Origin of the sequence: Thaumasiovibrio subtropicus (genome assembly GCF_019703835.1) — a bacterium.
GTDB classification, from domain to species: Bacteria; Pseudomonadota; Gammaproteobacteria; order Enterobacterales; family Vibrionaceae; genus Thaumasiovibrio; species Thaumasiovibrio subtropicus.
In genome coordinates this window covers 401,547-416,784 of the sequence record NZ_AP023054.1, presented here as the reverse complement: position 1 = coordinate 416,784, position 15,238 = coordinate 401,547, and the positions used below count along the sequence as shown (strand labels likewise).

Annotated in this window: 12 protein-coding genes; all 12 read right to left on the bottom strand. The window is 48.8% G+C overall.

Annotated features, from left to right (window positions below; translation table 11 throughout):
• Window positions 1-5: 5 nt before the first annotated feature.
• Complete coding sequence (locus TSUB_RS02000; RefSeq protein WP_087016697.1) at window positions 6-3,848, bottom strand: YhdP family protein; 3,843 nt, start codon at window positions 3,846-3,848, stop codon at window positions 6-8.
• Between the two features lie 10 nt (window positions 3,849-3,858).
• Entirely contained in the window at window positions 3,859-5,328 is a 1,470-nt protein-coding gene (rng, locus tag TSUB_RS01995; protein WP_087016763.1) for a ribonuclease G, read from the bottom strand.
• Between the two features lie 7 nt (window positions 5,329-5,335).
• Window positions 5,336-5,911: a Maf family protein gene (locus TSUB_RS01990; RefSeq protein ID WP_087016699.1), complete on the bottom strand. Its 576-nt coding sequence runs from the start codon at window positions 5,909-5,911 to the stop codon at window positions 5,336-5,338.
• A gap of 15 nt (window positions 5,912-5,926) precedes the next feature.
• On the bottom strand, window positions 5,927-6,412 hold the full coding sequence (gene mreD, locus TSUB_RS01985; RefSeq protein WP_414718358.1) for a rod shape-determining protein MreD: 486 nt from the start codon (window positions 6,410-6,412) through the stop codon (window positions 5,927-5,929).
• On the bottom strand, window positions 6,409-7,245 hold the full coding sequence (gene mreC / locus TSUB_RS01980) for a rod shape-determining protein MreC (protein ID WP_087016704.1): 837 nt from the start codon (window positions 7,243-7,245) through the stop codon (window positions 6,409-6,411). Before mreC ends, mreD begins: the two co-directional genes overlap by 4 nt.
• 30 nt (window positions 7,246-7,275) lie before the next feature.
• Window positions 7,276-8,319, bottom strand: a complete 1,044-nt coding sequence (mreB, locus tag TSUB_RS01975; RefSeq protein ID WP_087016706.1) for a rod shape-determining protein MreB — start codon at window positions 8,317-8,319, stop codon at window positions 7,276-7,278.
• 130 nt (window positions 8,320-8,449) lie between these two features.
• Window positions 8,450-12,373: a DUF6701 domain-containing protein gene (locus TSUB_RS01970; RefSeq protein ID WP_087016708.1), complete on the bottom strand. Its 3,924-nt coding sequence runs from the start codon at window positions 12,371-12,373 to the stop codon at window positions 8,450-8,452.
• Window positions 12,373-12,816 carry a hypothetical protein gene (locus tag TSUB_RS01965; protein ID WP_087016710.1) on the bottom strand — a complete coding sequence of 148 codons (444 nt, stop codon included), beginning with the start codon at window positions 12,814-12,816 and terminating at the stop codon, window positions 12,373-12,375. The genes TSUB_RS01970 and TSUB_RS01965 overlap by 1 nt, the downstream gene beginning before the upstream one ends.
• Window positions 12,806-13,546, bottom strand: coding sequence for a type II secretion system protein (locus TSUB_RS01960; protein ID WP_087016712.1), 741 nt, complete (start codon window positions 13,544-13,546; stop codon window positions 12,806-12,808). The genes TSUB_RS01965 and TSUB_RS01960 overlap by 11 nt, the downstream gene beginning before the upstream one ends.
• Complete coding sequence (locus TSUB_RS01955; protein WP_087016714.1) at window positions 13,546-14,163, bottom strand: prepilin-type N-terminal cleavage/methylation domain-containing protein; 618 nt, start codon at window positions 14,161-14,163, stop codon at window positions 13,546-13,548. The genes TSUB_RS01960 and TSUB_RS01955 overlap by 1 nt, the downstream gene beginning before the upstream one ends.
• Window positions 14,144-14,734, bottom strand: coding sequence for a prepilin-type N-terminal cleavage/methylation domain-containing protein (locus TSUB_RS01950; RefSeq protein WP_087016716.1), 591 nt, complete (start codon window positions 14,732-14,734; stop codon window positions 14,144-14,146). Before TSUB_RS01950 ends, TSUB_RS01955 begins: the two co-directional genes overlap by 20 nt.
• 14 nt (window positions 14,735-14,748) lie before the next feature.
• Window positions 14,749-15,234, bottom strand: a complete 486-nt coding sequence (locus TSUB_RS01945; protein ID WP_087016765.1) for a type II secretion system protein — start codon at window positions 15,232-15,234, stop codon at window positions 14,749-14,751.
• Window positions 15,235-15,238 lie beyond the last annotated feature (4 nt).

The window sequence follows — 15,238 nt, the reverse complement described above, 5'->3', positions numbered from 1 at the left end:
GCTCCTTATTCCTCATCCTTTGATTTCAACTGCACTTCACCTCGGCTACGTGATCGCTCTATCACCATCGGCTCATCAATCGGCCCTTCAATTTGGTAATTGATCTGGGTAAACACATCAACCACCGGGGATAAAATAGTGGACACAGCAAAGACTAAGAGCGCAGATTGAGGCGCAACAGCAAACGCGGTGAGGGTAGGCAAGCCTGAGGTGAAGTCAGGACTAAACCTCACTTGTGCATCAACCCATTCCCGGGTCAAATCTGCGGTTCCACTGATACGGAGATCGCCCGCTAAGGTCTCCATCTCAATATCATCGGTCGTGAGAATGCCGTTTTCCAACTGACCTGAGCCAGTAAGATAGTTAAATGGCAAGCCATCATCAAACACACCACTAAAATCGAGCTGCATCTTGCGCAAAATAGACTCTAGGCTAAACAAACCCAATAAGCGTCCAGCGCCACCTACTTGAGCAATGATGCCTTTCCCCATACGCGTGCGAATTTCGCCATTCATTGATTCACGATGTAGCTGCCATGGGGCACCTTGCCACTCAACTGCCACATAGGTGTTAAAAGAGGCATTCTCTAATCCGCCTGACGTGCTGAAGCGTCCCATTAAATCAGAACTATTTTGCCCTTCTACTTCAAAGACTAGCTGAGACTCACTGCGATTGCCGCGTAATGTCCAATGCCCATCCAAGCTGAGATAGGTCTCTCCAGAATGGATCTCGAGTTGCTGCAACAGCAGGGTCCGGTTTTCTCTGCGTAAGCGCGCACTGACTTCCCCTAAGCGATACCCCTGTAACCAGCTACTCCCTATATATAGGTCGATATCAGGCATATAGTTCATTAGCGCCAGCTCAAGTTCACCCGCTAAAGGCGCAACAGGGTTTGGCTCATAGGCCCGGCGTTCAATGGAGCCGTCTTCTTGCAATACTGCAAAGTTGAAGTAAGCCTCTTCGAGATTGACATCCATTGGTTTACCATCAGGCCAGTTCACGCTGCCATTCACTTCACGGCTATTTATCAGTGCATGCCAACGCGCTGGATGGCGACGCAACGCCAACGAGACATCATGCCAATCCATGGTGGCAAGCTTCATCCGCGCCACTTCCACATTGACGCGTGTAGGCCAAGGTAGGCCATCTGATGTGGGAGCCGAGTCACCGGTTAAAATCTCTAACCACGCATCCGCATCAATATGTTTCGCTTTAATCGCCAGTGAGTGATGACTTAATGGTGTCTTTAGCCAATTCGCATCACCAATACCAAGGTAGCTTGCGGTAACTTGTGGTTCACCATCGGGGAAACGCATCGCGACTTGGTGTTTTGCATCTGGCAGTGACGCGCGTGCCTGCAAACCGTCATTGTTACCTTGCACTGAAATGGATAAAGGGCGCGAATCGCCGCGCTGCCAGTCGAAGGGATACGGCAATGACGCATTCAAGTGATCGAGCTTGGCTGCCATATCCACGCGGTATTCAACCTCATCGTCAATCGCAACCGAGACTTTACCTTGCCAAGGGAAGGCACCCTCTAAATACGAAAGCAAGGTAAATGGGGCTGCGGATGCTAACGTCTCAGCATGCCAGTTGCCATGAAGATCAATATCCACTTGATAGATATCTTGCGCGTCGGTTGCCCCTTTCGCGGAGAAGGTAACGGGCTGATCAAATAGACGCCCAGTCACACCGGACACCTCAATGCGATCCGCATCAAAAATGAGCCGTCCCGTCACATCCTCTACTACCAATTCTGGCGCTTTAATATGAATCGGGTTACCCGAAAATCTCACACTGCCATCCACACCAATATCACGATCGTCAAAGGGAATGTGTAACGCCAGATCACCCTTAACCTTACCGTACGGTTGCACATAGTCGAGCGCGACACCAACGATGTTCTCAAGTGGGGAGTGGGCCATATAGTCCCGTACCGCCTTTCCATCGGTAGCAAGGTCGAGACGTATATCCAAATGACCATCACTGGATAAATCGGCTATCACGCCATCAATATTACTCGCCGATGCGCCACGCGTTTCAGCACTCGCCGCAGAAAGAAACAACGATGCATTCTCAAATAGCAATCGAATGTCGGCATTTTGTAAGGTCGGCCACTCAGGATAAAACTCATAGAGGGCCTCTTTTAAGGTGACATCAACTTGGAAGATACCGCTTTGATCGGTATACGGGAAATCTTGTAAATCGCCATACCACAACAACTTACCTTGTTGAGCATGCCCACCTTGAATGGCACCCGACAGGTAATCCGTTAGGCTTTCACCAAGCGCAAGCGTGGGCAAATACCGCCAAGTGTGTGCCGCATCTAAGACATCCGCTTCGGCGTAATAAGAGAGCCAAGCGGGCGCATTTGCCGGAAAATCGAGTCGAAACTCACCTCTCGCGTTAAGGTGAGGCGTCTGTACCGCAACATCGTCACTCCACAGCCGCCAGCCCGTATCATCATAAGCCCAAAACACGTTAACCGCCGCATCCGTAATCGTTAAGGGCGCTTGGAAAACAGGACCATAAGGTAGGGTGTCCTCTTGCAAAGTCACCTGCGCAAAACCACTTTGCTCATCGCCACGAACATGAGCATGCAACTTGTGTACTTCTGGTAACAGTTCCCATTGCGACATCGACAAATCGGCGATATCGGCGGAGTAAGCGAAGCCGTTTTCTTTCGTCCATCCAAAACGGATATCTGAAATCGAACCACCAAAATTCAACGCAGTAAGATAGGGCTCAGCCGCAGGAAACAGACTGTGCAGCGGACGTAGAGTTTCCATCTCAATCTCTGCGAGATTGATGTACCAAAAACCCGGTCCAATATCGGAACGAAAAGCGAGATCAGGCCAGCGAACACCATTGGTATCAATGTTCAAACGTTGGCTTCGGATCGTCCAGCCATCGTGATCGGGACGCAGATAAAATTGCCCATTTAAAATATCTAAGCGTTGCGGATCATCCGCTTCCGCCCAAACGAAATGGCTCTCTTCTAAGATAAGTTGTGCATTGTCTATCTCTCCTGCTGAAAAGTTAAACCAGCTTTGGAAGCTGATTTCACTCTCTAGCAGTGAGACATGTTCGCTCATCCACGATGACAGCCAAGGCGTAATTTTAATATTGCTGGCATCAGTATATACGGTGCCGCTCAGGGCAAAACCGACTCTGGGCTTAGTAATATTGCCCCGTAAATTCACTACAGTATCAGGCGCATCGGCCAGACTCACTTGCCCTTCGGCTAAATGCGTGCCTTTTTGATTGAGCCATTTTAATGCGGGGAGATAGAGACGCTGTGGCTCACCGGACGGTGCAAATAACGTCACATATGAGTCTTTGATAAGAAACTGCTCGAGTTGAACAAAGAACAGTTGTTCAAGCTGGTATTGAATATTGTCACGTTGCGGCGCTAACGTGGGGCCTGATGTTTGACGTTGACGCATTCGAAAAGCAGGGTCAAGCTCAGGGATCTGCGTTAAATCCAGATCCACACTGCGCAATGTTACATCCGCAAAAACAGGCTTAAATTGTAAAAACGAGCGCCATAAATCGAGTCGCATTGAAGCATCGTCAATCGAAAGCAGCGGCGTATCGTAGCCCGGTTGGGTAATCGTCAAATCGTGAATTCGCAGATCAGGGCCACGCATCGCCCACGTGCCTTCCAACGATTCAGTTTCAATGTAAACTTGCGACTGTTTTGACAACCAAAGATTAATGGGTTCATTAAACTGATTGAGCTGAGGCAACACAAATCTAAGTGTAGTGATCAACAAAGCGGCCACAACTAACAATGTTAGCAGTAGCCACATGACACCACGCAACAAACGAACAGGAATAGAGACCAAGGTTATCTCACTACATCATCACAACATCGAACTGCTCTTGGTTGTAGAGCGGCTCTGCGGAGATCTTCACTTCTTTGCCTATAAAGACTTCGAGTTCAGCCAGTGCATGGTACTCATCATCCGAGAGGGCTTCTGCCACGGCCGGTGATGCGTAAACTAAGAACTTATCTGCATCATAAGCGCGATTAACACGCGTGATCTCACGCAGTACTTCATAACAGACGCTTTCAACCGTTTTCGTTGTGCCACGTCCATTACAGGTTGGACACACGCCACAGAGCACATGTTCAATACTTTCTCGTGTTCGCTTACGTGTCATCTCCACCAAACCCAGTTGGGTGAAGCCATTGATGTTGGTTTTCACGCGATCTTTAGCGAGGGCTTGCTCAAGCGATTGCAGTACTCGACGCTGATGGTCTTCTGACATCATATCGATAAAGTCAATAATGATGATACCGCCCAAGTTGCGCAAACGCAGTTGACGCGCAATGGCTTGCGTCGCTTCAATGTTAGTATTGAAGATGGTCTCTTCGAGGTTGCGACGACCAACAAAAGCCCCTGTATTGATATCCACAGTGGTCATCGCTTCTGTTTGATCAATGATCAAATAGCCGCCAGATTTGAGCTCAACCTTACGCTCTAAAGAACGATGCAGCTCATTCTCGGTATCGTAGAGATCAAAGATCGGCTGGTCACCACTGTAGTATTCCAACTTGGTGTTCAACTCAGGCACAAATTCGTTGGTGAACTCTTTCAACTGCTCGAAGCCAAGTCGAGAATCAACAACAATACGATCGAGTTCTGTGCCGACAAAGTCTCGCAAAATACGTTGCGCTACCCCTAACTCGCCATACAGCATAGATTTAGGCTTATGCTTAGCGCGGCGCTCTAATACTTTACGCCATAGATGTTTAAGGAAAACCGCGTCATGGGCCAGTTCATCATCTTTCGCACCTTCTGCGGCGGTGCGAATAATGAAGCCACCGAGATCATCGCAATGGGCAGAGATGATTTTCTTTAAACGCTCACGCTCTTTCTCAGAGTCAATTCGTTGTGACACCCCCACATGGCTCGCCCCAGGCATAAACACCAAGTAACGCGACGGCAGAGTAATGTCTGTTGTCAAACGCGCGCCTTTAGTGCCCAGTGGGTCTTTCACCACTTGAACGACGAGATCTTGGCCTTGGCGAACAAGTTCGGAGATATCTTTCACTTGAAACTGTTGCTTTTCGTTTTCGGCAACACATTCGGTGTGAGGCACAATATCTGAAGCATGAAGAAATGCCGCTTTTTCAAGTCCGATATCAACGAAGGCGGCTTGCATTCCCGGTAAAACGCGGCTCACTCGGCCTTTGTAAATATTGCCAACAATACCGCGCTTGCCTTCGCGTTCGATATGAATCTCTTGCAAGTTACCATTTTCAATCATGGCAACACGGGTTTCACTGGGGGTTACGTTGATCAGCAGCTCAGTACTCATCATTACCTCAACTTAATGCGCTAAATTCTTTTATTAATTGGTCGGTTTCATAGAGCGGCAAGCCCACAACAGCAAAATAACTGCCTTCAATACGGCTAACAAACTTGCCACCTAGCCCCTGAATGCCATAACTTCCTGCTTTATCTTGCGGCTCACCTGACTGCCAATAGCTTTCAATGTCAGACTCAGAAAGGTCACGAAACCAGACGTCTGTTGTTACCAGAGTCGAGAGAAGATGCGCGCCATCCGCGATGCTCACCGCAGTCATCACCTGATGGTTACGGCCGGAAAGCATGCGTAGCATACGCTGTGAGTCTTGGTAACTTTTTGGTTTTTCTAATATTGCCCCATCAACCACGACGATGGTATCGGAGCCAATCACAGGTCGAAGATCTTCTGCCGCCGCAACCCCTGCTTTCGCTTTATCTTGCGACAGACGTTGTACATATTGTTCGGCATTTTCATTCGCCTGACGCACCTCCGCGACATCGACACGAAGCACATCGAATGCATACCCCAACTGAGTGAGAAGCTCTTTGCGTCGCGGTGATGCGGATGCTAGATACAACAAAGGCGATGACATACGCGCCTCTTAAGATTATTTAATTGAAAATTGACGTCGCACTCGACGCAACAACAAGAATAGCCAAGGCCACAATAAGAAGTTTAGTAACACTCCCCATAACTGGCGTATATCAAAAATGACCGGACTTACTAGATATTCAGCCCAAAACTCGATCAACTTACCGGCTAGCGAGATAGAGGCAATGATCACCGCCTGTTGCCAAAGGGATAGATTGCGCAGGACTTGGAAGTTAAGCGCGACAATGTAGCACAGAATCGCCATCATCATGCCACGAACACCTAAGGTTGAACCCAGCATCAAGTCCCACAGAAGTCCCAATACTAGCGCAGTCCCTACGTTGACACGATGGGGTAACGCCAACACCCAATAACACGCCACGAGCAAAATCCAAGTAGGACGAAAATTGGCTAATTCTCCCGGCCAAGGCGCAACTTGCAGTAAGATTGCAATCACAAAAGACAGCCAGATAATCAATCGGCCACTGGTGCCAGTACTCACTCTCGCTCTCCTTGTGGGGTCGGCCATACCAAGAGTAGATAACGTAAACGATCAAACTGTACCGCTGTACGCACCTTTATTTCTGCAAATGGACGTTGGTTATCAAACGAAAAGTCTGTCACGTAACCGACAGGGTATCCCTCGGGGAATCGCTCCCCTAAGCCTGACGTGACCAACAGGTCTCCAACTTCAATGTCCGTGTTACTCGGCACGTTTTCGAGTTGAATACGGTTCATACTGCCCGTCCCCGTCGCAATCACGCGGATATCATTTCTGACCACTTGCACCGGGATGCCATGACTTGCATCGATCATTAACAGCACTTGACTGTTATGGGCGCCAACATAAACGACTTGCCCAACGATGCCACGCTCGTTAATCACGGGCTGGCCTTCATAGACACCATCCACACGCCCTTTATCAATCATCACTTGATGGGTATAAGGGTCGGAGTCAACTGCCATGACAGAGGCGATCATCTTGCGTTCGTCACGAATAAACGGCGAGCCTAGAAGCTGCCTCAAGCGCTGGTTTTCTTGATTAAGTTGCTCAAGTAACAATAGATCACTTTTTAGCGTGGCAATTTCACGCTTTAACGTCTCATTTTCTGCCAATATTTGCTGACGAGACCCCACTTGGGTCGTCACACCACCTAACAACTCACGTGGCATATTTGCGAGATATTGTAGCGGGGCGACCGCGGAATTAAGGAGGTACCTTACACTTGCGAAGGCGTCGAGACGACTATCGGCCAGCATAAGGCTGACCGATAGTAATATGGCAAAAAACAGACGTAATTGCAGGGATGGTCCCCTGCCAAACATCGGTTTCATTGGGAACCATTACCTGTTTTTACAGAGGAATCATTCTTCACTGAAGAGATCACCGCCGTGCATATCAATCATTTCTAGTGCTTTACCACCACCACGCGCAACACAGGTCAGTGGATCTTCAGCAACAACAACAGGAATTCCTGTTTCTTCCGTCAACAAACGGTCTAGGTCGCGTAACAACGCGCCACCACCTGTCAATACCATACCGCGCTCTGAGATATCAGACGCTAGCTCTGGCGGGCACTGCTCTAGCGCCACCATCACGGCAGAAACGATGCCAGTTAATGGCTCTTGTAGCGCTTCAAGTATCTCATTGGAGTTCAGCGTAAAGCTACGAGGCACACCTTCCGCAAGGTTACGGCCACGCACTTCAATTTCTCGTACTTCATCACCAGGATACGCGCTACCGATCTCTTTCTTGATGCGCTCAGCGGTTGCTTCACCAATCAGGCTGCCGTAGTTGCGGCGCACATAGTTGATGATGGCTTCATCGAAGCGGTCACCACCAATACGTACAGACGACGAGTAAACCACGCCATTCAATGAGATAACGGCGACTTCGGTGGTACCACCACCAATATCGATCACCATCGAGCCAGTTGCTTCTGAAACAGGCATACCTGCACCGATCGCTGCAGCCATCGGCTCATCAATCAGATAGACTTCACGCGCGCCAGCACCTTGCGCTGATTCACGGATGGCACGACGCTCAACTTGCGTTGAACCACAAGGGACACACACAAGAACACGTGGACTTGGGCGAAGAATACCGTTGTCATGCACTTGCTTAATGAAGTGCTGCAACATTTTTTCTGTTACATAGAAGTCGGCGATCACGCCATCTTTCATTGGACGAATGGCAGCAATATTACCGGGCGTACGACCCAGCATCTGCTTCGCTTCATGGCCAACAGCGGCCACACTTTTTGGTGATCCAGCACGATCCTGACGAATTGCCACTACCGAAGGTTCATCCAGAACAATGCCCTGTCCTTTTACGTAAATTAGGGTATTGGCGGTACCCAAGTCGATGGACAGATCATTCGAAAACATGCCACGAAGTTTTTTAAACATAATCTTCGGTTTTTTCCTGCAAGCTTATAAAAATTCTGTAAATTGCGCTAAATGTATCAACCGAGCAAGGTCACGGCAAGCCAGCATTGTGTAAACCTGACCTTTATTCGGTTTTAAATTTGGTTATGTGTTAGTTGGCACTGTGAATCAGGCCCCTTTCACCGCGGAAGATAACTCTATCATTTCCTCGGTAGGAACCAAAGGTGATTATCGCGGAAGGTGATTCATCCCCAAAATTACGCCAATTGTAGAGCAACCAAGGCTGATCATTGTTAACGGTTTGACAATTATTCGCACCATTTGGCACGGCATCGGTGATTAATTGCCACATTCTCACTTGCTCGCGAATAGCCACGCTCTGAATAGCCGTCACGCTCTCCGTCCCAGCAGAAACAGAGCCATTACCACTCAACGTAATGGATGAGGTATTACTATCACTGGCAATAATCAATGGATCGCAAGTTTCACTGCCGTCAAAACTGGAAGCGGAGTCGTCACCATTCAACACAAAGGCACTCCCATCCCAATACTCCACTTGCAGTGGTACATTCACGCTACCACCTGAAGGGCCAACCGCATCAAACAATCGCATCCTACCGTAGCGCAACGTCGGTGATGAAGCGAGTGGCACTATCTCAGAGACAGTGCCCGTCGCGCCATTTTTATTACTGTTGGAGACCGCTGTCGTCGCATCGAACTCGATAGGATCGGAGACAGAACTCAGATACAGCCCCCACGTGCTGTTGGTGGTATCCCAAGGGCCATCTTCTGTCGTCGTACTCGTCGTATGGCCAAGGCGTTCAAGGGTCGGCGAAAGCGTCACAGCCATCCCAGTTGCACCATCCCAATCACCATCAGCAAGCAGAGTCTCGGCCAAACGGTCATCAAAACTTTCATCACCATTCATCTGTTTTGCTTCCAACCCCAAACGCGCTCGCATGGCACTGAACTCATTATGATAGTAATTCACTGTCTCTGCAGCAGTAGACTCCGCGTTGTACGCTTTCAACAAAAAGTCCACGATAAAAGGTTGACCAAGGTAGGCAAAGACGGATTGGCTAACCGGATAGGAGTACGTCGGGCTGGCACTCTCGTAGTCGAGGTAATCAGGGAAAAATCGGCCAACATTTCGATAGGCCAAGTTAACCGTCATATCTAAATAGTTCGCTTGAAGGTCAGTTTGCAACTTAACACTCCCGGCTTCTGTCCAACGGATCGCATTGAACTCGTACCAGTTTTCACTGCTGTACAGAGTGGCTGTACTATGAGATTTGGTGGCCTGCCCTTTCAACTCACCCGGTGCTCCGCTGACAGGTGTCACCGATGCATCGCTTGGAATCGACATTCTCACCGTGGCAGACTCCGCGCCGGAAGGGTAAAAATTCGGGGTGGTGGCACGATTGCAATAGCTTTCATCAACGGCAATGTCCGTCACAGCATTTGCACTGGCATCAATGCTACTGTCATCATCACCCGTTACCCAAACGACAGGCCTAACACGGGCAGTAAAGTTTTCACCTGAACGGGAAAATCCTGCACCACTGCCAGCCGTTCCTGTGATATCACTACGTCGCGTACCGTTATCGTCATAACCTTCAAAATGACACAGTGCGAACGTATATGGCCTTGCCGCGACATACGCGGTTCCTTCTAGGCCAACCCACGCATTATCCTCCACATCGGTACAATCACTGCCAACGCAGCTTTCTTGAACCCAATCAGGGTCACTCAGTTCAAAGCTGATCTCACCAGCATCACTGTATTGAACAGTAAAGTTACTCGAACGACCATTGCTGAATGTGACATCTTTCCCCGCTAAGGTCCCCCCACTGGCTAGCACATTCGGAGAAGCAACGCCAAGCGTGAGGCTCTCTGTCCCGCTACTTGGATTGGTATAGTTGAGATTACTGAAAGTAATGGCCTTAGTGCCGCTATAATCCTCAATCACTTCACAACTTGCCCCGGTATCGGCCACGGCCTCGATAAACACAGCCGTTTCTCGACCTGCCACCACCCTAGCGGGGCTGTTGTCTCCTGCATCACGCATTCGGAAACCAAAAGGGGCAAAACGGTATTGGGCGGAGTCAGACAAAGAGGACTGGCCGACAATGCTCGCTGTCACATCAACATTGCCAACAGTTTTGCTCTGCAAAAAAATCTCTGCCCGACCACTGCTGACCTGTATTGGATCTGATGTACAAGTATTATTGACCCGCAGTCCCCAGCATTGGTCACCACTCGGGTTAGACGCTGGCGTGAGTGAAAGTGTCCCAATGAAACTAGTATCCACCGTACCGTCTTGTTTTTGAATCTCTATGTCTACGGGCATGCTTTCACAGGTCATGGCATAGCCACGCGAAGGAATAATCACGAGTTGGTTCTCGGTAGTGATTTCACAAGACTCGATATCTCCGATAATTTTCGCATTGTCATCCATCTCGATATCCAATGCGGTCACCCCGCCAGTCACGATGACGTTGTCCGCTAATCGCACATCCTTTTCACTGATAACCAGACCATAAAGCTGAGTGTTACCCCCTAGATTTATCAACGCATTAGGACCATGCGCAGTAATCGCCAGCTTCACCGGATCTTCTCCCTGGTTAATCAAAGCATTGCCGGCAACCACCATAGATTGAACATTAAATCGCGTGAAGTCATCCACATACATCTTCGCGTTACCGCCAGCGGTAAGGTTCCCGATCCGATAGTCTCCATCTTCGAAGTTCACTTCAGCGTTGCCCGAGATGGAAATTTGCAAGTAATCGCCCGGTGGTACAGTCACATTCTGGTTACCTGAATAACTGAGAGCGGGGGCAGTAGACACATCAAAAACTAAAAAGTCCGGCATATCGACCATTTCAGAGGCGTTGCCTATACAAGCGGCTCCGTTACACGTATTGGTGTAACCGTTGTTAAACACATTTGCCGTAGGAAAACCCAACTCATTGCCATTGATGGCATTTTCAATGACATTGTTACCATTCAAGAAGCGAATCGTTCCGTTGTTATCCCAAGTTTGCGCTGGCCCTGTAAAGAAGCGACACTCTTCAATCACAAACAGCTGTTCGAATAGAAAGTAGCCCACTGTTTCCGTGGTATGACGACGTTCACTGTCTCTATCAACATCTTCATCGGATTGAAAACTTGCGCGATCTTGTTCTATGCGACAGCGGCGAAGCCAACCACCATTATTACCAGAACGCGTGTTCTTATTCGCAATCAAGATAGGAATAGTGTTAAAGCTCTCCGAATAGTCCGCATACGAAGCACAGCCATCGGTCACGGGTGAGCCACCACCCAAGGTATTTTGCGTACGTTTACTGCCAATAACAAACTTCGCACCGTTCAATTCGCCACTACCATGCGACGCAATAAAGGCGATCGTTTCTTCTTGCTGGGGGTAATTACGATTGTTCCGTGACTCCCAGCCGCTCACCTCGCTCATTTCTAGTGCAATATCAAAACGAGTTCGGTTCACTCCCCTTACCGCAGAGGTTTGCCAAAAGTTAGCACCATTATTTGTTGTTTGAATTTGGTGGAGGACACCAGGCACAACCCCATTGTCAAAATTGGCACCACCATGGTCGGTATAATTCACTCGCAGCCATCCGCGATTGTGTGCAGTTGTCGGCGGGGTATAGTTAGCTTGGTACTCCTTCGTACTGACGCTACTGACAATGAACTGTACGTTGTTGTCCAAGGTGGCAACCCCTTCTTCTGAGACAATGTAATCGATTAACAACATCGGCTCTTCATCAAGGTTAGGGTTAGCACGATTAGGGGCTATGATTTGTTGGAATGTCACTTGTGTTGTCGATACCGACAGAATACGCAATGAAGAAGGTGTATCGTTTTCGTTACTGTCAGTAACCGTATCCATCAAGAATACACGAGGTGCAGTTGTGTAAGTCTTTTCAAACGTTAGCGTGCAAGGCGCATTGATACACTCATTGGTTGCCGTTTCGGCTTGCACATCGTAGCGGCCAAACTCAAACGTAATGGCATGGATCTGGAATGAACAGATCAGCAAAATCAGGAAAAGCCAACGCATTAGTTTAACTCCTTAGCCATTACCTCTTGAACTCGACTCACTTGATTCTTCCCCGAGCTGCACGTACCCGTGCTTTCAAGAAAATAAAACGTCGTTTGCGCACTCGATGTCACATCGACTGCTTGGCTAGTACAAGACACCGACGCTTCACAGCCATAACTGCCCATAGTCACACTCGATACGATGGTACTGGTACATACACTTCCCAGTGCTGAGCTCGAGTTCAATGGGAATAGGCGTTGAAGCGCTACCTCATTACCAGAGTGGGCAGCTAGCCAAGCACGCGCTCCCAAGACTTCCAATGTGGTCGTTTCTTGATTCGATCGCCCAATTTGCGTCAATCCAATCGCAAGAAACCCCATCACAACCAACACAAACACCACAACAACGAGAACGCTGCCTTTTTGCGACGGATAAGCAGAACATGGACGACTATAAAACATTTAGTACCTGCACACTGTGATTGAACTTGGCAGTTTCACCCGTTCTATCATCTTGTAGCTCGATGTAAAAATTGACGAGTCCATTACTGTTTAAACCGCCTCCCTCAACGCTGAAGGCTGCACTGACCACATCACGACTCAACACCGGCACTGCGTCAGTCACACTGACACCATCACCGACACGTACCAAAACACTGTCGGTTGTACGCAGACAAAATTGCACTTGCTCAGAAAACAGGTAAATACGTTCAGCAGGCGATGTTGTAGAGACAGAGCCGGAGGTCGGCAAATTAATCGGAGTGGAAGCGCTCACCATTGTCCCAGCGCCATTCACTAGCGCTGCTGTGGCAAACTGCGACGGTACGCCAAAACCTATTGCTATACCTGCACCATCCACATAGCTACTATCCATCCAAAAACTCGCATCACCCGGTCGAGAAACAACATCCACGGAGCTAGATGCAATATCGGTGTAAAAGCCAGAGAGAAAGTTAGGGTAGAAGCTGACACAGTTACCTGAAACATCAATGCTATTCGGCACAGCATGACGCAGCTCCTGTGCCATTCGCGCAATCACAAAACGCGCTTTGGTTTGTAAGCGCTCACGCTGCACAGTGCTCACATACCCATCCGCGCCCATCGAGATAAACCCGCTTATCGCTAGCGTCAGAATAGCCAAAACCAGCAGGGTGACCACCAGCTCGATCAGGGTAAAACCACGCCCACGCATTAATAGTTACTCCGATAGGCAATAAAGTCATATTGACCATATTCACTGGTCAACACAGACACCGTCACCCGCTTGTGTTCTGTCACCGTCGCTGATTCGATCCCAGAAAAACCACTCCCTGCGGTGTAGGCTTCATAGTAAACATCGATGAGTACGGCAAAATTCGAATATTCTGACTCAGAAGCGCCAGGCAACAGCGCCGTAATGTCTCCACGAGACGTATTCGGGCTGCAAAGTTCAGTATCCCCCCAGCACCCCAGTTCAACACCCGCCCCGTCATTGAGTAGATAGCTATCTACACTTGTAAAATTGGTCGCGCTAACGGACGAAGAGGTGCCAAAGTTGCTGGGAGAATAACAAACAAAGGTTGATTCACCGCATCGATACACTGAGGTGGGGTCTGAGCCTTTATCAAACATCCGCGCCATGACTTCGCCCATCACCGCGCTGCCGAGCGCTGAGGCTCTCGCTTGATAATAGGGAATCGCAGATTTCTCGACTTGAGGAAACAGTAATTGGCTCAACACCAACATCGCAAAAGACAACGTGACGATAGCAACAACGCTTTCTATCAAAGTGAAGCCCGATTGCTTCATATCAGAAGTTTTCACAGACATCGATGAACCCCTCCTGATTGATACAGATAGAAAGTGTGCTTTCGCCACTGAATTGATAGCGACAAATTTGACTGTTATTCGTTAACAGTGCGTCACCGCCACAAACACGGTGCTGTATGCGCTCCGCGCCCGACAATTCAACCTGTATCGGCCGCCCCAAAAGATCAAAGTACAGTGCTGCACTGCTGTCAGATAACCCTTGCGTAACGGAAAAGGTAATGCCTGTCTCTTCAGTGCTGAGAAAAACACTATTATCGTAGCAATCGAGAGAAGAAGCGCCAATCATCACCGACTCTGGTGAACCAAACCGATCACCCGTGGCAAAAACGCCACGACACTCGACAGCACGTTGCTGCTCAGTTGAAAGGGAGGAAAATTCGCGAAAGGCATCGAACTGCATAGAAGCGACTTGCAGTTGACGAAGAAAGGTAATGCCCTGATCACGGGCGACATGTGTTTCGAAGGCACCCGTTCCCGAATATCGGGAACGGGCCGTCACAGCGACAATACTGATCAGGAGAATTACCACGACGAGCTCCACGAGCGTAAAGCCGAGCTGGGTTCTCCTCATATCTTTTTATTTAGTTATTTACAGGCACTGTCTGCTACAGTCACTGAAGGAGACTCACCTTCAGCGCTTGGTGTTGTATAAGTCAAGTAACAGTCGCCTACTGAAGTTGTATCAAAGTCATTGAACGTAATACTTACAGCACCGCTTGTACCTGTACTAGTTCCGCCTGAAATTATCTGCCAATCATCAGAGAAACCTTGAATCGTTGCTGCAATACCGGCACTAGTCGCTTCTGGATATCCGTATACAACCAAAATATTTTCATTACCTACACCAGAAGAAACAGCCCCAGAGAGACCTGATTCAACGCCAGCAATCGCTGACTTCCCATAGACAATTGATGCACCGCCGTTAATGGCACCTGCCAACCCTTGTAGCGCAGAATTACGCGCGTCGCCTTGCAAATTTAGGAAACGTGGTGCTGCTGTTACTGCCAGGATCCCTAGGATTACAATCACCACCACCAATTCAATCAGTGTAAAACCGCCTTGACGTTTCATATCA